Genomic DNA, 22,320 nt, shown 5'->3' on the forward strand with positions numbered 1-22,320 from the left:
AACCGGAAAAGGAAAGATGGGCGACAAGGCCGACGATTCGTCTAGCGCCGCGCATGGCGCGCACGACACCGAAGACCCCCAGCAGAGCGGCGGATTGTTCGCCAGGCTCTCCACCCTGTTCGGCGGTGCCGACGAGGTGCATGGGGACAGCGACATCACCCACACGGACGGCGGCCTGCCGCTACCGGGCCTCGGCAACCTCCGCCGCATGCGGGTCGAGGATGTGGCGATTCCGCGGGTCGAGATCACCGCGGTGCCGGTCGACATCGACCTGCACGGCATCGTCGAGGTGTTCCGCGAGAGCGGCAACACGCGCCTGCCGGTCTACGACGGCACGCTCGACGCGCCGCTGGGGCTGATCCACCTCAAGGATCTCGCGCTCAACCACGGGTTCAACGGCGACCGCGACCGCGAGTTCGACCTGCGCTCGCTGCTGCGGCCGCTGCTCTACGCGCCGCCCTCGATGCCCATCGGCGTGCTGCTGCAGAAGATGCAGACCGATCGCAGCCACATGGCGCTGGTGATCGACGAATACGGCGGCGTCGACGGCCTCGTGACGATCGAGGACCTGATCGAACAGGTCATCGGCGAGATCGAGGACGAGCACGACACCGACGACGAGGTTCTGTGGGCCGAGGAAAAGCCCGGTTGCTACGCCGCCGCCGCGCGCACGCCCATCGCCGAGTTCCAGGAGGCCGTCGGCTTCAAGCTGGTCGAGCCCGAGGAGGAAGAGGAGGTCGACACCCTCGGCGGCCTCGTGTTCATGATGGCCGGCCGGGTGCCCGCGCGGGGCGAGGTGATCGCCCACCCTTCGGGCGCGCAGATCGAGGTGATCGACGCCGATCCTCGTCGCATCAAGCGGCTGCGGGTGCGGATGCCGGGCGCGTCCGCCACGGGCCAGCCGCGGCAGGCGGCCGAGTGATGCGCGCCGCGGCGTGAGGGCGACCCGATCGGGGCTTGCCCTCGCAGGCTGCCCACGCGATTGCCTCGTGCCGTGAGCGCGACAGGATCAGACACGGGCGGCCGGCGCGCGGCGCGGATCGACCCTGCGCCCGTCTTGCGCCTCGTCGGTGCGCGGTGGCGTGGCCTCGGCCTCGCCTTCCTGCTCGGTGCCGTGGCGGCGCTGGGGCAGGTTCCGGTGTCTTGGTCGTGGCTGGCGCTCGGCGCTTGCGCGCTGGCCATCGGCCTGTTCACCCTCCCGCTCGGCTGGCGGCTCGCGGCGTGGCGGGGCTGGGCCTTCGGCACCGGGCATTTCGCCGTCGCCCTGTTCTGGATCGTCGAGCCCTTCTTCGTCGACCCCCTGCGCCATGGCTGGCTGGCGCCCTTCGCGCTCGTCGCCATGGCGGGGGGGCTGGCGCTCTTCTGGGCCGCGGCCTTCGGGCTCGCGCAGGCGCTGGGCCGGGGGCGGGCCGGGCGCGCGCTCTGGCTCGTCGTGGCGCTCACGGGGGCCGAGATGCTGCGCTCGGTCGTGTTCACCGGCTTCCCCTGGGCGCTGATCGGCCACATCTGGATCGGCACGCCGCAGATGCAACTCGCCGCCCTCGGTGGAGCCGACGCGCTGACGCTGCTGACGCTGGCGGCCGCCGCCCTGCCCACCCTCATGGGCACGCGCCGGCTGCTGCTCGGCGCCATCGCAGGGGCCGCGCTCGCGGCGCTGCCCGGCGCCTATGCCGCGTGGCGCATGCCCGACGCGCCTCTCCCCCCGGCCGAACCCGCCGTGACCGTGCGGCTGATCCAGCCCAACGCGCCGCAGCATCTCAAGTGGCGCCCCGACATGATCGGCGTGTTCTGGGAGCGGTCGCTCGACCTCACCGCCGCGCCCGCCGAGGGCCCCGCGCCCGATCTCGTGCTCTGGCCCGAGACGTCGGTGCCCTACCTGCTCGAAAGCGCCGCGCCCGGCTTCGCCCGGATGGACGAGGCGGCCGGCGCGGCGTGGATCGCGGCCGGCATCCAGCGGCAGGACGAGGGAGGGCATTGGCGCAACTCGCTCGTCGCCCTCGCCCCGGGCGGCGCGGCCGTCGATGTCTACGACAAGCACCACCTCGTGCCCTTCGGCGAGTACATGCCGCTGGGCGACGTGTTCGAGCGCTGGGGCATCTTCGGCCTCGCCGCCAACCTCACCGGCAGCTACCGACCCGGACAGGGGGCGCGGCTGATGGATCTCGGACCGGCGGGCCGCGCCATGCCGCTCATCTGCTACGAGGCGATCTTTTCGCGCGAGATCCGTGCCCTGCCCGAGCGGCCCGCATGGCTGCTTCACGCCACCAACGACGCATGGTTCGGCCAGCTTTCGGGGCCCTACCAGCACCTGGGGCAGGCGCGGCTGCGCGCGGTCGAGTTCGGCCTGCCGGTGCTGCGGGCGGCCAATACCGGCGTCTCGGCGGCGATCGACGCGCATGGCCGTGTGCTGGCCGCGATCCCGCTCGGGCGGGCGGGGCACCTCGACGTCGCGCTGCCGCGCGCCCTGCCGCCCACGCCCTTTGCCCGCCTCGGCAGCCTGCCCGTTCTGGCGGCGCTGACCGTGCTCGCCTGCATCGCCGCGGGGCTTTCGCTGCGCAAGGCGCTTGCGCGGGGCCGCGGGCAGGGGTAGGCGCTATCGCCGGTCCGTCACAACGGCTTCCTGGCGTGGCGGCGTAACCTCAATGGAGCACCCCCCAATGGCCCGCAAAGACTATATCCTCACCTCCGAGTCCGTCTCGGAGGGCCACCCCGACAAGGTCTGCGACCGCATCTCCGACGCCGTCCTCGACGCGTTCCTCGCCGAGGAGGAGCACGCCCGCGTCGGCTGCGAGACCTTCGCGACCTCCGGCCTCGTGGTGATCGGCGGCGAGGTGGGCCTGTCCGACCAGGATCGCCTGAAGGATTACATGGGCCGCATCCCCCAGCTCGCGCGCGACTGCATCCGCGACATCGGCTACGAGCAGGACAAGTTCCACTGGAACACCTGCCACGTGCTGAACTTCCTGCACGAGCAGTCGGCCAACATCGCCCAGGGCGTCGACCGCGAGGGCGCGGGCGACCAGGGCATCATGTTCGGTTACGCGACCGACGAGACGCCCGAGCTGATGCCGGCGCCGATCCAGTACGCCCACAAGATCCTGCGTCTGATGGCCGAGGCGCGCAAGGCGGGGAAGGAGCCAAAGCTCGGCCCCGACTCCAAGTCGCAGCTCTCGGTGCGCTACGAGGACGGCATGCCGGTCGAGCTGACTCAGATCGTGCTGTCGACCCAGCACCTCGACCCGGGCCTGACCTCCGACGACGTGCGCGCCATCGTCGAGCCCTATATCCGCGCCGCGGTGCCGGGCGAATGGATCACCGACAAGACGGAATGGTGGGTGAACCCGACCGGCTCGTTCGTGATCGGCGGCCCGGATTCGGATGCCGGTCTGACGGGCCGCAAGATCATCGTCGACACCTATGGCGGCGCGGCGCCGCACGGGGGCGGGGCGTTCTCGGGCAAGGACCCGACCAAGGTCGACCGTTCGGCCGCCTACGCGGCGCGCTACCTGGCCAAGAACGTCGTCGCGGCGGGCCTGGCGAAGAAGTGCACGCTGCAGATCTCCTACGCGATCGGCGTGGCCAGGCCGCTGTCGATCTACATCGACACGCACGGAACGGGCGAGGTGGACGATACAGCCATCGAGCGTGCCGTGGCGGAGGCGATGGACCTGACGCCCCGCGGCATCCGCCTGCACCTCGCGCTGAACCGGCCGATCTACCAGAAAACCTCGGCCTACGGCCATTTCGGCCGGGCGCCGGAGGAAGACGGCGCGTTCTCGTGGGAAAAGACCGATCTGACAGAGGCGCTCAAGGCCGCCATCCGCTGAGGGGGCTCCCCCGGCCCGACGCCCTGCGCGACCGGGCCGGGGGCGCTCCCGCCTCCGCTCGGGCGGCTGCGCGCCCTCGCTCCGTTGGGCCCGGCCGCGCGCGGGGGCGCGCGCGGCTGCGGCGCTCCGTGCGACGCGGCCCGACAAGCGGGCAGGGTGGTGCGACATGGGGGCCGCCCGGGCGGATCGTGGGCGCCGGCTGCCCCGGCGTATCGTGCCGGGTCTGGCGGCTCAGCCCCTCGCCGGGGGCTTGCGGCGGCGGGGCGCCGGCCTGTCGGACGGCTTGCGTGGCGGGCGGGCCTTGTCGGTCGGCCGGGAGGGTCCGGCCGATTGCGCCTTTTCCGTCGCGCGGGGGCGAAAGTGCTCGTCGAGGCCGAGCTGGTCGCGCAGCACACGGGCGCGCACCTCTTCGACCGCGCCGGGGGCGAGCTTGCCCAGCTGGAACGGCCCGTAGCTGACGCGGATCAGGCGCGAGACGGGCATGCCAGCCGCCTCGAGCGCGCGGCGGATCTCGCGGTTCCTGCCCTCGCGCAGCGCCACCGTCAGCCAGGCGTTGGCCCCCTGCTGGCGGTCGAGGCTCACCTGCATCGGCTGGAACCGCTCTCCGTCGAGCACCAGCCCCTCGCGCAGGGGCGCGAGCCGCTCGTCGGTGGGCGTGCCGTGAACCCGCACGCGGTAGCGGCGCAGCCAGCCGGTCGACGGCAGCTCCATCCGCCGCTTGAGCGCGCCGTCGTTGGTGAGCAGCAGCAGCCCCTCGGAAGTGAGGTCGAGCCGGCCGACCGACAGGACCCGCGGCATCCCCTCGGGCAGCGCGTCGAACACGGTGCGGCGGCCCTTCTCGTCCCTCGCCGTGGTCACGAGGCCGGGCGGCTTGTGGTAGAGCCAGAGCCGCGGCGGCTCGGGTGCGGCGAGCGGCTGGCCGTCGACGGTGACGCGATCCTCGGGGGCGATGTCGAGCGCGGGGCTGTCGATGCGCTGGCCATTGACCGCGACGCGGCCCTCGCCGATCAGCCGCTCGGCCTCGCGGCGCGAGGCGCGGCCCGACCGGGCGATGACCTTGGCGATGCGCTCGCCCTTCTGGGGGATGTCCGACATGGGGCGCCCATACCGGGGCGGCGCAGGCTTGCCAAGCGGCGCGGGCCGCGCCATGGCCGGGGCCATGCGGTTTGCGGGGCACATGGCGGCGGCGCTGGGCGAGGCGCGGGCGGCAGCGGCGCGGGGCGAGGTGCCGGTGGGCGCCGTCGTGGTCTCGCCCGGCGGCGCGGTGGTGGCCCGCGCCGGCAACCGCACGCGCGAACTGGCCGACCCCTCGGCCCATGCCGAGATGCTGGCGCTTCGCGCCGCCTGCGCCGCGCTGCGATCCGAGCGGCTGCCGGGCCACGCGCTCTACGTCACCCTGGAGCCCTGCGCGATGTGCGCGGGCGCCATCGCGGCGGCACGGATCGCCCGGCTGATCTATGGCGCGGCCGATCCCAAGTCAGGCGGGGTGGCGCATGGGGCGCGCGTCTTCACCCATCCGCAGGCCCATCACTCTCCGGAAGTGATCGACGGCGTGGGCGAGGCCGAGGCGGAACGGCTGCTCAAGACGTTCTTCGCCGCCCGGCGTTGAGCGAAGGCGCTCAGGGAATCACGGCACGCACCTCAGCCGTGTCGAGCGGGGCGCCATCGCGGATCACCGTGGCGCGTGCCGTCCAGTTGCCCTCGGGCAGACCCCCCTCGGGGGCGCGGCGGCCGAACGCGCGGAACAGGAAGGGCTGGGCGCGCTCGATCGTCACCTCGTGGCGTGCGAAGGGGCCGGCGGGGCCGGCGATCTCGAAGGTGACCACGTCGCCCGCCTGCCCGTTGGCGAGGAAGGCCCAGGCCACGATCGCGGGGGCGCCCGGTCCGAGCCCGTCTTCCGGCAGGCCGGCCTTGACCGCGTCGTATTCCGGCACGGACTCGGCGAGGCCGGCGTCGATCACGCCGCCCGGATCGTAGGCGATCGGATCAGCCCAGAGCGGCTGCTCCGCCCCGCCGCAGGATGCGTCGGCGGCGGGGCGGAACGGGTCGACCACGCGGCCCTTGTGGCGAACCGAGAGATGAAGGTGCGGAAAGCTCGCGAGCCCGGACATGCCCACCAGGCCGACCACGGTGCCGGCGCCGACCTGGTCGCCCGGGCGGACGGCGACGGAGCCCTGCCGGAGGTGGCAATACTGTGTCTCCCAGCCGCCGCCGTGGCTGATGACAAGGCCGTTGCCGCAATCCCGCCCGGTCACGTCGGGGGCGCCCTCGGTGCCCTGGCGGATGTCGGCCATCCCGTCACGCACGCGTAGCACGGTGCCGGGCGCGGCAGCGGTCACGGCGACGCCCGCGCGCATCGCCGCTTCGGTGGGCAGGGCGATGTCGGTGCCCTTGTGGCCATCGTTGGCGAGTGCGCCGCAGGCGAAGTCGCGCACGCCCGGCCCGGGGTCGCGGTCGACGTATTGCTGGATGTAGCAGTCGCGCCCCAGAGTGCACTCGACGGGCAGCGCGAACCGGGGCTGCTGCTGCGCCGCCGCCGTGGCGGCGACGCCCGCAGACAGAGCCGCGACAGTAACGAAAAAGGGCGCCCGAAGGCGCCCTGATCCGATGTGGGCCGGTCTCATTCGGCGGTGAGGAGCGGCGGCTTCTTCGACGAGAGCTGGGGGTTGCCCGGCTCCTGAATGTCGAGCTTCAGCGCGCCGTCCTCCATCGAGACGCGCACGACGCCCCCCTTGGCGAGCTTGCCGAACAGCAGTTCCTCGGCCAGAGGCTTCTTGATGTGTTCCTGGATCACGCGACCTAGCGGACGGGCGCCCATCTTGTCGTCGTAGCCCTTCTCGGCGAGCCATTCGGCGGCCGGCTTGGTCAGCTCGATCGACACGTTCCGGTCCATCAGCTGCGCCTCGAGCTGGAGCACGAACTTCTCGACCACCTGCAGGATCGTCTCCTTGGGCAGCGGCTGGAAGCTGATGATCGCGTCGAGCCGGTTGCGGAACTCGGGCGTGAACGTGCGCTCGATGGCGGCGGTATCCTCGCCCTCGCGCCGCTCGCGGCCGAAGCCGACGGCCGACTTGGCCTGCTCCTGCGCGCCGGCATTCGACGTCATGATCAGCACCACGTTGCGGAAGTCGACCTGCCGGCCGTTATGGTCGGTCAGCTTGCCGTGGTCCATCACCTGCAGCAGGATGTTGAACACGTCCGGGTGCGCCTTCTCGATCTCGTCGAGCAGGAGCACGCAATGCGGGTGCTGGTCGACGCCGTCGGTCAGAAGTCCGCCCTGGTCGAAGCCGACATAGCCCGGCGGCGCGCCGATGAGGCGGCTCACGGCGTGCTTCTCCATGTATTCCGACATGTCGAAGCGCAGCATCTCGACGCCGAGCGACGAGGCGAGCTGCTTGGCGACCTCGGTCTTGCCGACGCCGGTGGGCCCTGCGAACAGGTAGTTGCCGATGGGCTTTTCCGGCTCGCGCAGGCCGGCGCGCGCCAGCTTGATGGCCGAGCACAGCGCCTCGATGGCCGGATCCTGCCCGAACACCACGCGCTTGAGCGTCGGCTCCAGCTCCTTCAGCACGATCGCGTCGTCCTTGCTCACGTTCTTCGGCGGGATGCGCGCGATCTTGGCGACGACCGCCTCGATCTCCTTCGGGCCGATCGTCTTACGCCGCTTGCTTTCGGCGACAAGATGCTGGGCCGCTCCCGCCTCGTCGATCACGTCGATCGCCTTGTCGGGCAGCTTGCGGTCGTTGATGTAGCGGGCCGACAGCTCCACCGCGGTCTTGATCGCGTCCGACGTGTACTTGATCTCGTGGTGGGTCTCGAAATAGGGCTTCAGCCCCTTGAGGATCTTCACCGCATCGTCGACCGAGGGTTCGTTGACGTCGATCTTCTGGAAGCGGCGGCTGAGTGCCCGATCCTTCTCGAAGTGCTGGCGAAACTCCTTGTAGGTCGTGCTGCCCATGCAGCGCAGCTTGCCGCCCTGCAGCGCCGGCTTGAGCAGGTTCGAGGCATCCATCGCGCCGCCCGACGTGGCGCCGGCGCCGATCACCGTGTGGATCTCGTCGATGAAGAGGATCGCGTCGGCGTGGTTCTCGAGTTCCGAGACGACGGCCTTGAGCCGCTCCTCGAAATCGCCGCGATAGCGGGTGCCGGCAAGCAGCGCGCCCATGTCGAGCGAGTAGATCGTGGCGCCCTGAAGCACCTCGGGCGTCTCGCCGGCGACGATCTTGCGCGCCAGGCCCTCGGCGATGGCGGTCTTGCCCACGCCGGGGTCGCCCACCAGAAGCGGGTTGTTCTTGCGGCGGCGGCAGAGCACCTGGATGCAGCGCTCGACCTCGTTCTCGCGGCCGATCAGCGGGTCGACATCGCCTTTCTTGGCCTTGGCGTTGAGATCGACGCAGTACTTGGCGAGCGCGCTCTCCTTGTTGTCGGAGCCGCTCTCGGCGGCATCCTCGGCGCTGGTGTCTTCGTCCATGTCGCCCGCACCGGTGACCGGGCGGCTCTCTCCGAACGAGGGGTTCTTGGCGACGCCGTGGGCGATGAAGTTGACCGCGTCGTAGCGCGTCATGTCCTGCTCCTGCAGGAAGTACGCGGCATTCGACTCGCGCTCGGCGAAGATCGCGACGAGCACGTTCGCGCCGGTCACCTCCGTGCGGCCGGACGACTGGACGTGGATCGCCGCGCGCTGGATCACGCGCTGGAAGGCGGCGGTGGGCACCGCCTCCGACCCTTCGACCTCGGTCACCAGCGTCGACAGATCGTCTTCGATGAAGGCCTCTAGCGTCTTTCGCAGCTCGTCGAGATCGACGTCACAGGCCTGCATGACCTTGGCCGCGTCGGGCTCGTCGATCAGCGCCAGCAACAGGTGCTCCAGCGTCGCGAGCTCGTGGCGGCGCGCGTTGGCCAGGCCCAGCGCGGCATGGATTGCTTGCTCTAGGGTGTTGGAGAACGACGGCACGTGACCTGTTCCTTTCCTGTCGGGCCGCGACGGGGCGCGCGGGGCGCGCGAGACCGCAACGACCGTGGCCTCATGAGATTAAAGTTTGGTTGGGCGAGCGGCGGCTTCAAGTCTTTTCTTGCGCGATCCGCCGTATCCTTCGGCGCATGCTCAAATTGTGATCCGCTCGTGCACCGCGTCGACGGGCGGAGAGCACAGATGGGAGCGCCCGCTCGCGCGCGCAAGTCCGCCGCCCGCGGGAGCGCCCCGGCGGCGGCCGTCAAAACGCGTCCTTTCGGCGGCGGATCTCGGCGAAGACCTCGGCGTCTTCCGCCCCGGCCATGCCGAGCTTTTCCTTCATGTCGGGCTCGCGCGCGCGCAGGAAGGGGTTTGCGGCGAGTTCCTCGGCGAGCTGCGAGGGCACGGTGGGCTGCCCGGCCGCGCGCCGCGCCTTCACCGCGTGGATGCGCGCCTCGAGCGCGGGGTTGCCGGCATCCACGGTCTCGGCGAAGCGGCAGTTGGCCTCGGTATACTCGTGCCCCGAGCAGACGATCGTCTCCGGGGGCAGGGCCGCGAGGCCGCAGAGCGTGTGCCACATGGTCTCCGCGTCGCCCTCGAAGAGACGCCCGCAGCCCATCGCCATCAGGCTGTCGCCGGTGAACACCGCGTGCGCGTTGGGCAGGTGGTAGGCAACGTGGCCCATGGTGTGGCCCGACGCCTCCATGACGTGCACCGCGTGCCCGAAGAGCGTGAAGGTGTCGCCCGGCTCCACGGCCTCGTCGAGGGCGGGCAGCCGGTGGGCGTCGCGGCGTGCCCCGATCACCCGGACGCCATCCGCGCGCAGCGCCTCCACGCCTGCGACATGGTCGCCGTGGTGGTGGGTGATGAGAATGTCGGTCAGCCTCCGGCCGCGGCGCTCCAGCTCGGCGGCGATGGGGTTCGCCTCGGGTGCGTCGACCAGGGCCGCGCCCGTGCCCTCGGGGTCGAGGACGAGAAAGGCGTAATTGTCGGTCCGGCAGGGGATGGTCACGATCTCGGGGGCACGGTTGGCAGGCGCTTCGGTCATCTTGTCTCCTCCTCGTCCGTAGGGCGCCACTCGGTCGGCAGACAGCGCGGCGTGCCCCTCATGCACCTGATCCGGTCCGTTCCGCTGGGGGCGTTCCGTCAACGCCGTCGACGGCATATGTTCACCGAGGGTGGCCCGAAGCGAAGGCGCGGCGCAATGCATCTCGACGTGCTCGACCTCAGAGACTTCTATTACCGGACCCGGATCGGGCGGGTCGCGCAGCGCGCCGTGCGCGACCGGGTCGAGGCGTTCTGGACGCCGGGCGAGGTGCGCGGGCAGAACGTGGTCGGCTTCGGCTTCGCGGTCCCGCTTCTGCGGCCCTACCTGCAGACGGCGCGGCGGGTGATCGCCCTCATGCCCGCCCAGCAGGGGGTGATGCCGTGGCCTGCGGGCGCGCCGAACGTCTCTGTCCTCTGCGAGGAGACGCTCTGGCCCGTCGACACCGGCTTCGTCGACAAGCTGATCGTGCTGCACGGGCTGGAGACCTGCGAGAACCCGCACGCCCTGCTCGAGGAGGCCTCGCGCGTTCTCGGCCCCGGGGGGCGGGCGCTGTTCGTGGTGCCCAACCGCTCGGGCCTGTGGGCGCGGCGCGACGCGACGCCCTTCGGATTCGGCCGCCCCTATTCGCTCGGCCAGCTCGAGGCCCAGCTCAAGCGGCACGCCTTCGTGCCCGAGCGGCACATGGCGGCCCTGTTCTCGCCGCCCTCCGAAAGCCGCTTCTGGCTCAGGAGCGCGGGCTGGGTGGAAAAGGCCGGGCGGCGCGTGTCGAACTCGCTCGCCGGCGGGGTCTTTCTCGTCGAGGCATGCAAGGAGGGGCGGCGGCCCGGCGGCGCCTCGGTGAAGGACGAGGTGCGCTCGCCTCTGAGAATCCTCGACGGCGTGACCGCGCCCGCGCCCAAGCCCGCCCGCGTGCACCCGGGATGACCGCGCCGCGCCGCGGCCGGCCGCCGGACGGTGCCGCGGCGCAGGCGGCTCGATTGCGCTAACGGGGCGGCCTGTGCCGACGCCCCGACGCTGGCACTGGCTTCAACCCTTTGAACCTGCTTTTAAAAATGGGCTTCCGCCGCGTCTCGCCGCACCCGCGAAAGAGCCAGCCTACGCAGTTGCAGCGCCCACATGGCTCTGCTAGACGCCTTCCCAATCCAAGGGGGCGCCCCTTTCGAGGGGGGCGAGACCTTGCGTGCCGTCCGCCCCTGGCCCGCCGGGGGCGGAGCGGGCCGACAGGACGAAGGGGTGGACGTGTCAGAGACGGCTTCGATCTCAGCCAGCATTGCCGGGCGTTACGCCCAGGCCCTGTTCGACATCTGCAAGGAGGGCGGCGACCTCGAGGCGCTGGAGGCCGATGCCGACGCGCTTGCGGGGGCTCTCGATGCCTCCGACGAGTTGCGCGCCGTGATCGCCTCGCCCCGCGTCAGCCGTGACGAGATGGTGTCGATGGTGGGGGCGCTCGCCGGCGCCATGGGCCTGTCCAAGATGACCGCCAATACTCTGGGTCTCATGGCTGAGAAGCGGCGGCTTTTCACCCTGCCGCAATTCGTGTCGGGGCTGCACGCCATGATTGCGGCAGAGAAGGGCGAGGTCGAGGCGCAGGTCACCTCGGCCGTCGCGCTCTCCGACGAACAGAAGACCAAGATCGCGGACCTGCTCCGCGTGCGCTTCGGGCGCAACATCAAGCTGAACACGTCCGTCGACGAGGAACTGATCGGCGGCCTGATCGTGAAGGTGGGCTCGAAGATGATCGACACGTCGATCCGCACGCGGCTCGCCAACCTCCAGAACGCCATGAAAGAGGTCGGGTAATGGCTCTGCAAGCTGCGGAAATCTCCGCGATCCTCAAGGACCAGATCAAGGGCTTCGGCGAAGAGGCCGAGGTCGCCGAAGTCGGCACCGTGCTGTCGGTCGGCGACGGTATCGCCCGCGTGCACGGCCTCGACAACGTGCAGGCCGGCGAGATGGTCGAGTTTCCCGGCGGTATCCGCGGCATGGCGCTGAACCTCGAGGAAGACAACGTCGGCATCGTGATCTTCGGCTCCGACCGGGACATCGGCGAGGGCGACACGGTCAAGCGCACCCAGTCGATCGTCGACGTGCCGGTGGGCGACGGCCTGCTGGGCCGGGTGGTCGACGCGCTCGGCATGCCGCTCGACGGCAAGGGCGAGATCAAGTCGGCCGAGCGCCGCGTGGCCGACGTCAAGGCGCCGGGCATCATCCCGCGCAAGTCGGTGCACGAGCCCATGGCGACGGGGCTGAAGGCCATCGACGCCATGATCCCGATCGGCCGCGGCCAGCGCGAGCTCATCATCGGCGACCGCCAGACCGGCAAGACCGCCGTGGCGCTCGACACGATCCTCAACCAGAAGAGCTACAACGACGCCGCCGGCGACGACGAGAGCAAGAAGCTCTACTGCATCTACGTCGCCGTCGGCCAGAAGCGGTCGACCGTCGCGCAGCTGGTGAAGAAGCTCGAGGAGACGGGCGCGATCGACTACACCACGGTCGTCGCCGCCACCGCCTCCGACCCGGCGCCGATGCAGTATCTCGCGCCCTACGCTGCCTGCGCCATGGCCGAGTATTTCCGCGACAACGGCCGCCACGCGCTGATCGTCTACGACGACCTGTCGAAGCAGGCCGTGGCCTATCGCCAGATGTCGCTGCTGCTGCGCCGCCCGCCGGGCCGCGAGGCGTTCCCCGGCGACGTGTTCTATCTCCACTCCCGCCTGCTCGAGCGCGCGGCGAAGATGAACGACGACATGGGCGCCGGCTCGATGACCGCCCTGCCCATCGTCGAGACGCAGGCCGGCGACATCTCGGCCTTCATCCCGACCAACGTGATCTCGATCACCGATGGGCAGATCTTCCTCGAGACCGACCTGTTCTACCAGGGCATCCGCCCGGCGGTGAATACCGGCCTCTCGGTGAGCCGCGTGGGCTCGGCCGCGCAGACCGGCGCGATGAAGTCGGTCGCCGGGTCGATGAAGCTGGAGCTGGCGCAGTATCGCGAGATGGCGGCCTTTGCGCAGTTCGGCTCGGATCTCGACGCGGCCACCCAGCGCCTGCTCAACCGCGGCGCGCGCCTGACCGAGCTGCTCAAGCAGCCGCAGTATTCGCCGCTCACCAACGCCGAGATCGTGGCAGTGATCTTCGCCGGCACGCAGGGCTTTCTCGACAAGGTCGACGTGAGCGATGTCAGCCGCTTCGAGGAGGGGCTGCTGCGCCACCTGCGCACCAAGCATTCCGACGTGCTCGAGTGGATCACCAACGAGGATCCGAAGATCAAGGGCGACGCCGCCGACCGCCTGAAGGGCGTGATCGAGGAATTCGCCAAGAGCTTCGCCTGAGGGCGGGCCGATCTCTGGATAAGGGAGCGTCATGCCCAGCCTTAAGGACCTCAAGAACCGGATCAACTCGGTCAAGTCGACCCGGAAGATCACCAAGGCGATGCAGATGGTCGCCGCCGCCAAGCTGCGCCGGGCGCAGGAGGCGGCGGAGGCCGCGCGCCCCTATGCCGAGCGGATGGAGACGGTCGTCGGCGGCCTCGCCCGCGCGGTGCAGGGCAGCGAAAGCGCGCCGAAGCTGCTTGCCGGCACCGGCAGCGACCAGCGCCACCTGCTGGTCGTCATGACCGCCGAGCGCGGCCTCTGCGGCGGCTTCAACACCTCGATCGTCAAGCTCGCGCGACAGCACGCCGAACGGCTCAAGGGCGAGGGCAAGAGCGTCCACATCATGACCGTCGGGCGCAAGGGGCGCGACCAGCTCAAGCGCTTCCAGCCCGACACGCTCGGCGACGACCATGTCGACCTCTCCGGCGTCAAGCGGCTGGGTTACGACGACGCGCTCGGCATCGCGCAGGGCATTCTCGGTCGCTTCGACGAGGGCGAATTCGACGTCGCCACGATCTTCTACGCGCGCTTCAAGTCGGTGATCGCGCAGGAGCCGACGGCACAGCAGGTCATTCCCGCCCAGTTCGACGAGTCCGAGGGCGAAGGCGAGGGCGCGCGCACGCTGACCGATTACGAGCCGTCGGAAGAGGCGGTGCTGGCCGACCTGCTGCCACGCTCGGTGGCCACTCAGATCTTCACCGCGCTGCTGGAGAACGCCGCGTCCGAGCAGGGCGCGCGGATGTCGGCCATGGACAACGCCACCCGCAATGCCGGCGAGATGATCGACGACCTGACACTCGAATACAACCGCACGCGCCAGGCGGCGATCACGACCGAGCTCATCGAGATCATCTCGGGCGCAGAGGCGCTCTAGGGCGATACGGTCGGCCGGGCGGATGCGCCCGACGGACGCATGACAAGAATTCGGGCGGCGGCGCCCAAAGGGAACCGGAGACGAATGAATGGCTGAGAACAAGGGCAAGATCACGCAGGTCATCGGCGCCGTCGTCGACGTGCGCTTCGACGGCGAGCTCCCCGACATCCTCAACGCTCTCGAGACCGACAACAACGGCAAGCGGCTCGTGCTCGAGGTCGCCCAGCACCTCGGGGAGAACACGGTGCGCGCGATCGCCATGGATGCGACCGAGGGCCTCGTGCGCGGCCAGGATGTGCGCAACACCGGCGGGCCGATCACCGTGCCCGTGGGCGATGCGACGCTCGGCCGGATCATGAACGTCGTCGGTGAGCCGATCGACGAGAAGGGCGAGATCAGCGCCAACGAGACGCGGCCGATCCACGCCGAGGCGCCGACCTTCGCGCAGCAGGCCACCACGTCGGAGATCCTCGTCACGGGCATCAAGGTGATCGACCTGCTCGCGCCCTATTCCAAGGGCGGCAAGATCGGCCTGTTCGGCGGCGCCGGCGTGGGCAAGACGGTGCTCATCCAGGAGCTGATCAACAACATTGCCAAGGTGCACTCGGGCTATTCCGTGTTCGCCGGTGTGGGCGAGCGCACCCGCGAGGGCAACGACCTCTACTACGAGTTCATCGAGTCGGGCGTGATCGACGCCGAGGATTTGACGAAGTCGAAGGTGGCGCTCGTCTACGGCCAGATGAACGAGCCGCCGGGGGCGCGGATGCGCGTGGCGCTGTCGGGCCTGACCATGGCCGAGCAGTTCCGCGACGTCTCCGGCACCGACGTCCTGTTCTTCGTCGACAACATCTTCCGCTTCACGCAGGCGGGCTCCGAGGTGTCGGCGCTGCTCGGCCGCATCCCCTCGGCGGTGGGCTACCAGCCGACGCTGGCCACCGACATGGGCCAGATGCAGGAGCGGATCACCTCGACCAATGCCGGCTCGATCACCTCGGTCCAGGCCATCTACGTGCCCGCCGACGACCTGACCGACCCCGCGCCGGCCACCTCCTTCGCCCACCTCGACGCGACGACGGTGCTGTCCCGCGCGATCTCGGAGCTCGGGATCTACCCCGCGGTCGACCCGCTCGATTCCACCAGCCGCATCCTCGATCCCGCCGTCGTCGGCGAGGAGCACTACCAGGTGGCGCGCGACGTGCAGGGGATCCTGCAGCGCTACAAGGCCCTGCAGGACATCATCGCCATTCTCGGGATGGACGAGCTGTCGGAAGAGGACAAGCTGACCGTGGCCCGGGCTCGCAAGATCCAGCGCTTCCTCAGCCAGCCCTTCGACGTGGCCGAGGTGTTCACCGGCTCGCCCGGCGTGCAGGTGCCGCTGGAAAAGACCATCGCCTCGTTCAAGGCCGTGGTCGCGGGCGAGTTCGACCACCTGCCCGAGGGCGCCTTCTACATGGTGGGCGATATTGACGAAGCGGTCGCCAAGGCCGAGAAAATGGCCGCCGAGGCGGCCTGATCGCGCCCTCCTCGGCCGGGAGCCCGGAACCTCGACCATGAGTCCGGGCCTCTGGCCGTTGGCGGCGCCATGCTCATCGGGAGCTGACGATGGCTGACACGATGCATTTCGACCTGGTCTCGCCCGAGCGGCGGCTCGACTCCTACGACGCGCGCGAGGTGCGCCTGCCCGGCGCCGAGGGCCAGCTGACCGCGATGCCCGATCACGCACCGGTGATCACCACGCTGCGCCCCGGCCTCGTCGTGGTGACCGCCGCCGACGGGGCGGTCAAGAGCTACGCCGTGACCGGCGGCTTTGCCGAGATCACGCAGGATGGCACGGCGGTGCTCGCAGAGCGCGCCTATACCGCGAGCGCAGACAACAAGGCCGAGGTCGAGGCCCATCTCGAGGCCGCCCGCCGCAAGGCGGAGGAGGCACCGGAAGAGCACCGCGACGCCGCGCATCTCCTCGTCGACGATCTCGTGCAACTCATCGAGGACATGGTGTAACGCACCTCCCCGCAGGGGGGTGATCCGTCGATGGCCGCCGGTGCGTCGGTGCCGACGTAATCGCTCTCGCACGCGGCAACCGTCGCCCCGATCGTGCACGATCAATGCTGAGGGAGCGCGTTGTTGGCCTGTCTCCACGGCCGTGCCCCAATTCCGCCGTCTTTCGGCGGCAGGGAGCGCGTGATGGAGCGGATCGACGGAAATGGCCTCGGCGTCGCGAAGGGCAGCCTCATGCTCTTTTCCGACTTCGAGACGGGGGGCGCCATGTGGACGGGCGACGGCCCCCGCCTCGTGCGCCGCACGGTGCGTTTCCTGCGCCCGTTCCGTGCGGCGCCAACCGTCTTCGTCACGCCCGAGATGTGGGATTACGACAGTTCGGCCAACATCCGGGGCGATTTGACCGCCGAGGATGTCTCTGGCGAGAGCGCCGACATCGTGTTCAAGGTGTGGGCCGACACGCGCATCGCCCGCCTGCGCGTGGCATGGATGGCCCTCGGCCCCCTGCCGCACGACGACGACTGGGCACTCTGACGCGCACCCCTGCGCAGGGTCAGTACATGCCCTCGTAGATCGTCGCCAGGGTCTCGTGGTCGAACAGCGACGAGACCGACGTGCCGTTCCAGATGTTCAGGATCGCCTGAGCGAAGATCGGCGCGGTCGGCACGATGCGGATGTTGGGCGCCGCCCTGACCGCCTCTGTCGGCTCGATCGAGTCGGTGATGACGAGGCTCTTCATCACCGAGTTCGTGATGCGCTCGACCGCCGGGCCCGAGAGCACGCCGTGCGAGATGTAGGCATGCACCTCGACCGCGCCCTGCTCCTGCAGCACCTCGGCCGCCTTGCACAGCGTGCCGGCGGTGTCGCAGATATCGTCGACGATCAGGCATATCTTGCCCTCGACGTCGCCGATCACGGTCATGCCGGCCACCTCGCCGGCCTTCTCGCGCCGCTTGTCGACGATGGCGAGCTGCGCGCCGATGCGCTGCGCCAGCTCGCGCGCGCGGGCGACGCCGCCCACGTCTGGCGAGACCACCACGATGTCGTCGAGCCGGCCCTTGAACTCGGCGCGCACGTCGAGGGCGAAGATCGGCGAGGCGTAGAGGTTGTCGACGGGGATATCGAAGAAGCCCTGGATCTGGGCGGCGTGCAGGTCCATCGTGAGCACCCGCTCGATACCCGCGGCGACCATCATGTTGGCGACCAGCTTGGCCGAGATGGGCGTGCGCGCCTTGGTCCGCCGGTCCTGCCGCGCGTAGCCGAAATAGGGGATCACGCCGGTGATCCGCGCGGCCGACGAGCGGCGCAGCGCGTCGGCCATGATCAGCAGCTCCATCAGGTTGTCGTTGGCGGGGTTCGACGTCGACTGGATGACGAACATGTCCTCGCCGCGGACGTTCTCGAACACCTCGACGAAGATCTCGGCGTCGTTGAAGCGCTCGACCCGCGCTTCCACGAGGCCGACCTGCATGCCGCGATGCATCGAGACGCGACGGGCGATGCCGTGGGCCAGCGTGAGGTTGGAGTTTCCGGCGATCAGCTTGGGCTGGGTGGGCGTTGGCATCGGGCGGTGTCCGGGGCAGCATGACAGGAACGTGACGCCCCGGGGCGTAGCCCAGCGCGCCGGGGATGGGAACCGTCAAGATGGCGCGGCGTGCCGGTCCTGCCGCGCCCGGGGCCTGCTTGACACCAGCGCCGGGCGCTGTCGCGACACCCCGGCCGTTTCGCGGCGAGGGGCGCGGCCCGACCGGCCTGACCCTACCGCGCGCCTGCAGCGATGCGGTCGAGCACATCGCCGGCGATCTCGGCCGTGTCGTCCCATGTCGGCAGGCGGGCGCCGTCGCGCGCCGCGGCCTCGGTCAGCCGCGCGCGCTCCGCGTCGTCGGCCAGCACCGTCCGGAGCGCTGCGGCGAAGGCGGGCGCGTGCCCCGGCGGCGCGAGCAGGCCGGTGCCGGCCGGCACCGTGTCGGGCACCGCGCCGGTGCGCGTCGCGACCACCGGCAGACCCCGCACCAGCGCCTCGGCAAAGACCATGCCGTAGCCCTCGTAGCGGGTGGCGAGCGCGAACAGCGCGGCGCGGGAATAGAGCGACTCGAGCTCGGCGGGCTCGACTTCGCCGGCGAGGGTCACCCGCCCGCCCAGGCCGAGCCGGTCGACCTGCGCCGCGAGAGCGGCGGCGTGGGCCGCGTCGTAGCTCTTGCCCACGATCACCGCGCGCCAATCCAGATCGGTCAGCGCCGCCAGCGCGTCGAGCAGCACGTCGTGGCCCTTGCGCGGGTGCAGGATGCCGACCGACAGGATCAGCGGCGGCACCTCCGGCGCGCGGGGCAGAGTGGGCCGGTCGACGCCGGGCGGCGCGATGGTGACGCGCGCCGGGTCGGCGCCGTACTGCTGCACCAGCACCTGTCGCGTATGCGGGCTCGGCACGAGAATGTGGGCGGCGCGGGCCACGTTCGCGCGCTCGGTCGCGCGCAGGTGCGCGCGACGGGCCTCGCTCAGCCCCTCCTCCATCGCCAGCGGGTGGTGGACCATGCCGACGATGGGCGCACGCAGTCGCTCCAGCCCCTGGCCCGCGCCAAAGACGAACCCGTCGAGGATCAGCGGGCGCTCGGGCGGCACCGCCTCGAGCATCGCCAGCGCCTGGGCCATGTCCTGCGGAGTGGGATCGGGGAAGCTGTCCGGCAGCTTCAGGTAGGTCATGTCGTGCCCGCGCGCGCGCAGCCCCTCGAGCAACCGGCCCTCGTAGATGTAGCCCCCCGTCCGGGTGGAGAGGTCGCCGGGGATGGCGAAGGCGGCCGGCGCCCTCATCGGGCGAGTTGCTCGGCCGCGTAGACCGACAGCACCCGCCGCTCGGCCGCGCCAACAGCGGCATAGCCCAGGGCCGAGAGGACGGCGACCAGCACCACGCAGGACCACAGCGTGCCGTAATCCGACAGCGATGCCGACAGCGCCATCAGCGCGCCGAGGCCACGGCCGGTCGCCAGCCACTCCACCACCGTCACCGCCAGCACGGCGGCGGGCACGGCCATGCGGGCGGCGGCGAAGAAGGCGGGCAGCATGGCGGGCACCTGCATGTGGACCAGCCGCGCGAGGCGCCCGGCGGCAAAGCTGTCGGCCACGTCGAGCGCCTGACCGGGCGCCTGCCGCAGCCCGTGCAGGCAGGCCACGAAGGTGGGGAAGAAGACCATCACGGCCACGATCACGGTCGTGCCCACCGCCCCCCGCCCCAGCAGCAGCACCAGCAGCGGCGCGGTGGTGACGATGGGAACGGAGCGCAGGGCCACCGCCACCGGCATCGCCACCGCGGCCAGCGCCGGCGCGAGCACCAGCGCCATCGCCAGCCCCGCGCCGAGGGCGAGCCCGGCAAGGTAGCCCGGCACGGCATAGAGCGCGGTTTCGCCGAGCGCCGTGCCGAGTGTCGCGCGGTGCTCGGCCGCGCCAGGCCCCGAGACGAGGAAGGCCCATATGTCACCCGGCCCCTTGGCGAAGAACGGGTTGAGGCCGAGCAGCCAGGGCGTCGCCTGCCAGAGCGCCAGCGCGAGCGCGGTCACCACCACCGCGTGAACCGCCCGGTCGCTCCAGCGCCGCCTCGCGCCTTCCGTGGCCGGCGGCGGCGCCAGCAACGCGGGCGGCGCCTCTGGCGCCAGCGCCCGGCCCAGCGCGCCGAGCGCGGCGTAGGCGAGGATCGAGGTCGCGGCGGCCAGCGTCGCCAGCGCCCATGTCGCCTCGACGTCGAGCGCGCGCATGGCCTGGATGGCGAGCACGCCCATCCCCCGCTCGGCCCCGGTGAACTCGCCCACCATCGCGCCGAGGATGGCCGCCGGCGCGGCGATCTGCAGGCCGGCGAAGAGATAGGGCAGGGCGGCCATCGCGCGCACATGCACCAGCGCAGCGCCGCGCCCGCGCCCGTAGCTGGCAACGAGGTCGAACCACGTCGCGGGGGCCGCGCGCAGACCCACGAGCAGCGGGACAAGCGTGGTGAAGTAGACGGCCAGCGCGGCCAGAGCGACTTGCGGCCCGGCGCCGGGCCCGAACACGACGCGCAGGATCGGCCCCGTGGCCACCAACGGCAGGCAGAAGACGACGAGCGCCAGCGCCGCGACGGCCCGCTCGGCGCGCGGCACGATCAGGGCGAGCGCCGCCAGCGCCACCGCCGCGAGGTTGCCCAGCACGAAGCCTGCCGCCGCGTTTCTCAGCGTCTCGGCCAAGGCCCGGCCCATCAACCCCGCGTTCTGCCCCAGATAGGCCGCCACCTCGGCCGGTCCGGCGAGCAGGTAGGCCCCGGCGAGCGCCCGCGCGGCCAGCTCCCAAAGCAGAAGGATCGCGACGAGCCCCAACGCCGTCTGCCCCCGCGACGGCGCCTCGCCCAGTCCGGCAGGGGCGGCGGCGGCGAGGCTCATTGCGCGGCGAGCGGCCGGTCGCGGCCGGCCGCGCCTGCGGCGAGCGCGGCCGACACCGCGTCGGCGATGTCGCGCGCCGCGTCGGTGTGGATGACCGAGGCCGAGCGGGGACGCTCCAGCGGCACGGCGATGTCGGCGACCACCTCGGCCGGGCGCGGCGAGAAGACGAGGATGCGGTCGGACAGCGTCACCGCCTCGGTCACCGAATGCGTCACCAGCAGCGTCGTGGTGCCCCGTGCCTCCCAGATGCGGGGCAGGTCCTCGGCCAGCTGGCGGCGGGTCAGCTCGTCGACCGCGCCGAAGGGCTCGTCGAGAAGCAGCAGGCGCGGCTCGGTCACCAGGCAGCGGGCGATGGCCGCGCGTTGGCGCATCCCGCCCGACAGCGCGCCGGGCCGTGTGTCCTCGAAGCCCTGCAGCCCGACGAGGCCGATCAGCCGGTCGATGGCGGCGGGGTCGGCGTCGCGGCGGGCGAGCGTCAGCGCGAGGCCGACATTGCCCCGCACCGTGCGCCAGGGAAGCAGCGAGGGGTCCTGGAAGGCGACGGCGAGGCCCGCCGCGCGGCGCACCTCCCCGGGACTCTCGCCGCCGATCGAGACGGTGCCGGCGCTGGGGCGTTCCAGCCCCGCCACCAGCCGCAGGAGCGTTGACTTGCCACAGCCGGACGGGCCGACGAGCGCGGTCGTCTCGCCGGCCGCCAGCGTCAGGTCGAGCGGGCGCACCGCCTCCACGCCGCCGGGAAACGTCTTGGCCAGTCCCTCCAGCCGGATCTCCGGCGGTGCGCCCTGTGACTTAGCCGGCATGGACCTCTTCGAGGATCGAGCGGTCCCACAGGTCGGGCGAAACGGTGCGGCCGAGCAGCGCCAGTGTCTCGACATTGGCGGCCACCGTGTCGTCGGTCCACCACCCGAAGCCGCTGGCATCCGTCAGATCGGAGAACATCAGCGGCACCTGCCGGGCCGCCTGCAGCTCCTGCGTCTCGAGGTCGAGCCCGAGATCGGGGAACTTCTCGACCGTCAGAGCGGCGGCGGCCTCGGTATCCGCGCGGTAGGCATCCCACCCCTGCGCCTCGCCCCGCAGCAGCGCCACCAGCTCGTCGCGGCGGTTGGCGATGCTCTCCTCGCTGGCGATGTAGGTCTGCGAATGCACCGAGTAGCCGAAATCGGCCATCAGCATGGTGCGGCTCTCGACGCCCTGGATGGCCATGGCCACGGGCAGGTCGGTCTCCCAGCAGAGCAGGCAGTCGACCTCGCCGTTGAGGAGCGGCGCGGCGGAATACTGGGTCGGCACCATCTCGATCGCGTCGATGTCGACATCATTGAGCGTGCACAGCGCCTCGAGCACGGGGCGGTTGGCCAGCGCCATGCCCAGCCGCTTGCCCTGCAGGTCGGCGGGCACGTCGACGGGGTTGCCCGGCAGCGAGGCGATGACGAAGGGGTTCTTCTGCATGGCGACCATGAGGATCTTGAAGGGCGCCCCCTGTTCCACGGCCGCGGCGGTGTAGTCGGCCGCCGAGATGCCCACGAGCGCGTCGCCCGAGATCACCGGCGGCTCGACCGGCGCGTTGGGGCCGCCGGGGCTGAGCGAGACGTCGAGGCCCGAGTCGGCCCACAGCCCGCGCTCCTGCGCGATGTAGGAGCCGGCGAACTGCACCGAGTGCAGCCATGACAGCTGCAGCGTCGCGGGCGACTGGGCGCGGGCGAGGCGGGGCAGGGCGGGCAGGGCGAGCGTCGCGCCGCCGGCCGCCAGCACGCCCCGACGGGTCATCGGGCGTCGGATCATCTTGTTGTCCTCTCCTGTTGCCCGATGGAGTGTAGGGAGCCGTACCGCGCCGGCAACCGGGCG

At 71.1% G+C, this 22,320-nt stretch carries 20 protein-coding genes and 1 riboswitch; of the genes, 11 read left to right on the forward strand and 9 right to left on the reverse strand.

The window, feature by feature from the left end:
* Window positions 1-16: 16 nt before the first annotated feature.
* The 3 genes from DLJ49_RS08595 to metK all read left to right on the forward strand — a co-directional run bounded on the left by DLJ49_RS08595 (window position 17) and on the right by metK (window position 3,827).
* On the forward strand, window positions 17-922 hold the full coding sequence (locus tag DLJ49_RS08595; protein WP_115393125.1) for a transporter associated domain-containing protein: 906 nt from the start codon (window positions 17-19) through the stop codon (window positions 920-922).
* A 135-nt stretch (window positions 923-1,057) separates the two neighbouring features.
* Window positions 1,058-2,590: an apolipoprotein N-acyltransferase gene (gene lnt, locus DLJ49_RS08600; protein ID WP_115393126.1), complete on the forward strand. Its 1,533-nt coding sequence runs from the start codon at window positions 1,058-1,060 to the stop codon at window positions 2,588-2,590.
* Window positions 2,591-2,601: 11 nt separating this feature from the next.
* Window positions 2,602-2,650, forward strand: a riboswitch (SAM-SAH riboswitch).
* A gap of 7 nt (window positions 2,651-2,657) precedes the next feature.
* Entirely contained in the window at window positions 2,658-3,827 is a 1,170-nt protein-coding gene (metK, locus tag DLJ49_RS08605) for a methionine adenosyltransferase (RefSeq protein WP_115393127.1), read from the forward strand.
* A 231-nt stretch (window positions 3,828-4,058) separates the two neighbouring features.
* Here the strand turns inward: metK and DLJ49_RS08610 are convergent, their stop codons facing one another.
* Complete coding sequence (locus tag DLJ49_RS08610; protein ID WP_115393186.1) at window positions 4,059-4,922, reverse strand: pseudouridine synthase; 864 nt, start codon at window positions 4,920-4,922, stop codon at window positions 4,059-4,061.
* A 64-nt stretch (window positions 4,923-4,986) separates the two neighbouring features.
* On the opposite strand from DLJ49_RS08610, the gene DLJ49_RS08615 reads away from it, so the two are divergent.
* Window positions 4,987-5,436: a nucleoside deaminase gene (locus tag DLJ49_RS08615; protein ID WP_115393185.1), complete on the forward strand. Its 450-nt coding sequence runs from the start codon at window positions 4,987-4,989 to the stop codon at window positions 5,434-5,436.
* 10 nt (window positions 5,437-5,446) lie between these two features.
* Here the strand turns inward: DLJ49_RS08615 and DLJ49_RS08620 are convergent, their stop codons facing one another.
* The 3 genes from DLJ49_RS08620 to gloB all read right to left on the reverse strand — a co-directional run bounded on the left by DLJ49_RS08620 (window position 5,447) and on the right by gloB (window position 9,826).
* On the reverse strand, window positions 5,447-6,451 hold the full coding sequence (locus DLJ49_RS08620) for a M23 family metallopeptidase (RefSeq protein WP_115393128.1): 1,005 nt from the start codon (window positions 6,449-6,451) through the stop codon (window positions 5,447-5,449).
* A complete protein-coding gene (clpA, locus tag DLJ49_RS08625) occupies window positions 6,448-8,781 on the reverse strand; it encodes an ATP-dependent Clp protease ATP-binding subunit ClpA (protein ID WP_115393129.1) in 2,334 nt (777 codons plus the stop codon). Before clpA ends, DLJ49_RS08620 begins: the two co-directional genes overlap by 4 nt.
* Before the next feature lie 259 nt (window positions 8,782-9,040).
* A complete protein-coding gene (gene gloB, locus DLJ49_RS08630; protein ID WP_115393130.1) occupies window positions 9,041-9,826 on the reverse strand; it encodes a hydroxyacylglutathione hydrolase in 786 nt (261 codons plus the stop codon).
* A 156-nt stretch (window positions 9,827-9,982) separates the two neighbouring features.
* Here gloB and DLJ49_RS08635 point away from each other — a divergent pair, with 156 nt between their 5' ends.
* From DLJ49_RS08635 to DLJ49_RS08665, 7 genes are all read left to right on the forward strand, one after another.
* The gene (locus DLJ49_RS08635; protein ID WP_115393131.1) at window positions 9,983-10,750 is read left to right on the forward strand and encodes a methyltransferase domain-containing protein; all 768 of its coding nucleotides are present in this window, start codon (window positions 9,983-9,985) and stop codon (window positions 10,748-10,750) included.
* A gap of 309 nt (window positions 10,751-11,059) precedes the next feature.
* On the forward strand, window positions 11,060-11,626 hold the full coding sequence (locus tag DLJ49_RS08640) for a F0F1 ATP synthase subunit delta (protein WP_115393132.1): 567 nt from the start codon (window positions 11,060-11,062) through the stop codon (window positions 11,624-11,626).
* Window positions 11,626-13,164, forward strand: a complete 1,539-nt coding sequence (gene atpA, locus DLJ49_RS08645) for a F0F1 ATP synthase subunit alpha (protein WP_115393133.1) — start codon at window positions 11,626-11,628, stop codon at window positions 13,162-13,164. Before DLJ49_RS08640 ends, atpA begins: the two co-directional genes overlap by 1 nt.
* 31 nt (window positions 13,165-13,195) lie before the next feature.
* Window positions 13,196-14,080, forward strand: a complete 885-nt coding sequence (locus DLJ49_RS08650; RefSeq protein WP_115393134.1) for a F0F1 ATP synthase subunit gamma — start codon at window positions 13,196-13,198, stop codon at window positions 14,078-14,080.
* 88 nt (window positions 14,081-14,168) lie between these two features.
* Complete coding sequence (atpD, locus tag DLJ49_RS08655) at window positions 14,169-15,593, forward strand: F0F1 ATP synthase subunit beta (protein ID WP_115393135.1); 1,425 nt, start codon at window positions 14,169-14,171, stop codon at window positions 15,591-15,593.
* Between the two features lie 89 nt (window positions 15,594-15,682).
* Entirely contained in the window at window positions 15,683-16,081 is a 399-nt protein-coding gene (gene atpC / locus DLJ49_RS08660) for an ATP synthase F1 subunit epsilon (RefSeq protein WP_115393136.1), read from the forward strand.
* A gap of 183 nt (window positions 16,082-16,264) precedes the next feature.
* Window positions 16,265-16,612, forward strand: coding sequence for an H-type lectin domain-containing protein (locus tag DLJ49_RS08665; protein ID WP_115393137.1), 348 nt, complete (start codon window positions 16,265-16,267; stop codon window positions 16,610-16,612).
* Between the two features lie 19 nt (window positions 16,613-16,631).
* On the opposite strand, the gene DLJ49_RS08670 is transcribed toward DLJ49_RS08665, so the two are convergent.
* The 5 genes from DLJ49_RS08670 to DLJ49_RS08690 all read right to left on the reverse strand — a co-directional run bounded on the left by DLJ49_RS08670 (window position 16,632) and on the right by DLJ49_RS08690 (window position 22,257).
* A complete protein-coding gene (locus DLJ49_RS08670) occupies window positions 16,632-17,642 on the reverse strand; it encodes a ribose-phosphate pyrophosphokinase (protein ID WP_115393138.1) in 1,011 nt (336 codons plus the stop codon).
* A gap of 194 nt (window positions 17,643-17,836) precedes the next feature.
* The gene (locus DLJ49_RS08675; RefSeq protein WP_115393139.1) at window positions 17,837-18,886 is read right to left on the reverse strand and encodes a glycosyltransferase family 4 protein; all 1,050 of its coding nucleotides are present in this window, start codon (window positions 18,884-18,886) and stop codon (window positions 17,837-17,839) included.
* Entirely contained in the window at window positions 18,883-20,478 is a 1,596-nt protein-coding gene (locus tag DLJ49_RS08680; protein WP_115393140.1) for an ABC transporter permease, read from the reverse strand. Before DLJ49_RS08680 ends, DLJ49_RS08675 begins: the two co-directional genes overlap by 4 nt.
* Entirely contained in the window at window positions 20,475-21,278 is an 804-nt protein-coding gene (locus DLJ49_RS08685) for an ABC transporter ATP-binding protein (RefSeq protein ID WP_115393141.1), read from the reverse strand. Before DLJ49_RS08685 ends, DLJ49_RS08680 begins: the two co-directional genes overlap by 4 nt.
* On the reverse strand, window positions 21,268-22,257 hold the full coding sequence (locus DLJ49_RS08690) for an ABC transporter substrate-binding protein (RefSeq protein ID WP_115393142.1): 990 nt from the start codon (window positions 22,255-22,257) through the stop codon (window positions 21,268-21,270). The genes DLJ49_RS08685 and DLJ49_RS08690 overlap by 11 nt, the downstream gene beginning before the upstream one ends.
* Window positions 22,258-22,320 lie beyond the last annotated feature (63 nt).

This window comes from Rhodovulum sp. 12E13 (assembly GCF_003340565.1).
Lineage (GTDB): Bacteria > Pseudomonadota > Alphaproteobacteria > Rhodobacterales > Rhodobacteraceae > HLUCCA09.

Bases quoted from the DNA above. Each gene is read 5' to 3' on its own strand.
- atpA (WP_115393133.1), top strand. From the start codon at position 11,626: ATGGCTCTGCAAGCTGCGGAAATCTCCGCGATCCTCAAGGACCAGATC.
- DLJ49_RS08690 (WP_115393142.1), bottom strand. From the start codon at position 22,257: ATGATCCGACGCCCGATGACCCGTCGGGGCGTGCTGGCGGCCGGCGGC.
- DLJ49_RS08635 (WP_115393131.1), top strand. From the start codon at position 9,983: ATGCATCTCGACGTGCTCGACCTCAGAGACTTCTATTACCGGACCCGG.
- DLJ49_RS08675 (WP_115393139.1), bottom strand. From the start codon at position 18,886: ATGAGGGCGCCGGCCGCCTTCGCCATCCCCGGCGACCTCTCCACCCGG.
- DLJ49_RS08610 (WP_115393186.1), bottom strand. From the start codon at position 4,922: ATGTCGGACATCCCCCAGAAGGGCGAGCGCATCGCCAAGGTCATCGCC.
- DLJ49_RS08670 (WP_115393138.1), bottom strand. From the start codon at position 17,642: ATGCCAACGCCCACCCAGCCCAAGCTGATCGCCGGAAACTCCAACCTC.
- DLJ49_RS08650 (WP_115393134.1), top strand. From the start codon at position 13,196: ATGCCCAGCCTTAAGGACCTCAAGAACCGGATCAACTCGGTCAAGTCG.
- gloB (WP_115393130.1), bottom strand. From the start codon at position 9,826: ATGACCGAAGCGCCTGCCAACCGTGCCCCCGAGATCGTGACCATCCCC.
- DLJ49_RS08620 (WP_115393128.1), bottom strand. From the start codon at position 6,451: ATGAGACCGGCCCACATCGGATCAGGGCGCCTTCGGGCGCCCTTTTTC.
- DLJ49_RS08685 (WP_115393141.1), bottom strand. From the start codon at position 21,278: ATGCCGGCTAAGTCACAGGGCGCACCGCCGGAGATCCGGCTGGAGGGA.
- DLJ49_RS08665 (WP_115393137.1), top strand. From the start codon at position 16,265: ATGGAGCGGATCGACGGAAATGGCCTCGGCGTCGCGAAGGGCAGCCTC.
- atpD (WP_115393135.1), top strand. From the start codon at position 14,169: ATGGCTGAGAACAAGGGCAAGATCACGCAGGTCATCGGCGCCGTCGTC.
- metK (WP_115393127.1), top strand. From the start codon at position 2,658: ATGGCCCGCAAAGACTATATCCTCACCTCCGAGTCCGTCTCGGAGGGC.
- DLJ49_RS08680 (WP_115393140.1), bottom strand. From the start codon at position 20,478: ATGAGCCTCGCCGCCGCCGCCCCTGCCGGACTGGGCGAGGCGCCGTCG.
- DLJ49_RS08595 (WP_115393125.1), top strand. From the start codon at position 17: ATGGGCGACAAGGCCGACGATTCGTCTAGCGCCGCGCATGGCGCGCAC.
- DLJ49_RS08615 (WP_115393185.1), top strand. From the start codon at position 4,987: ATGCGGTTTGCGGGGCACATGGCGGCGGCGCTGGGCGAGGCGCGGGCG.
- atpC (WP_115393136.1), top strand. From the start codon at position 15,683: ATGGCTGACACGATGCATTTCGACCTGGTCTCGCCCGAGCGGCGGCTC.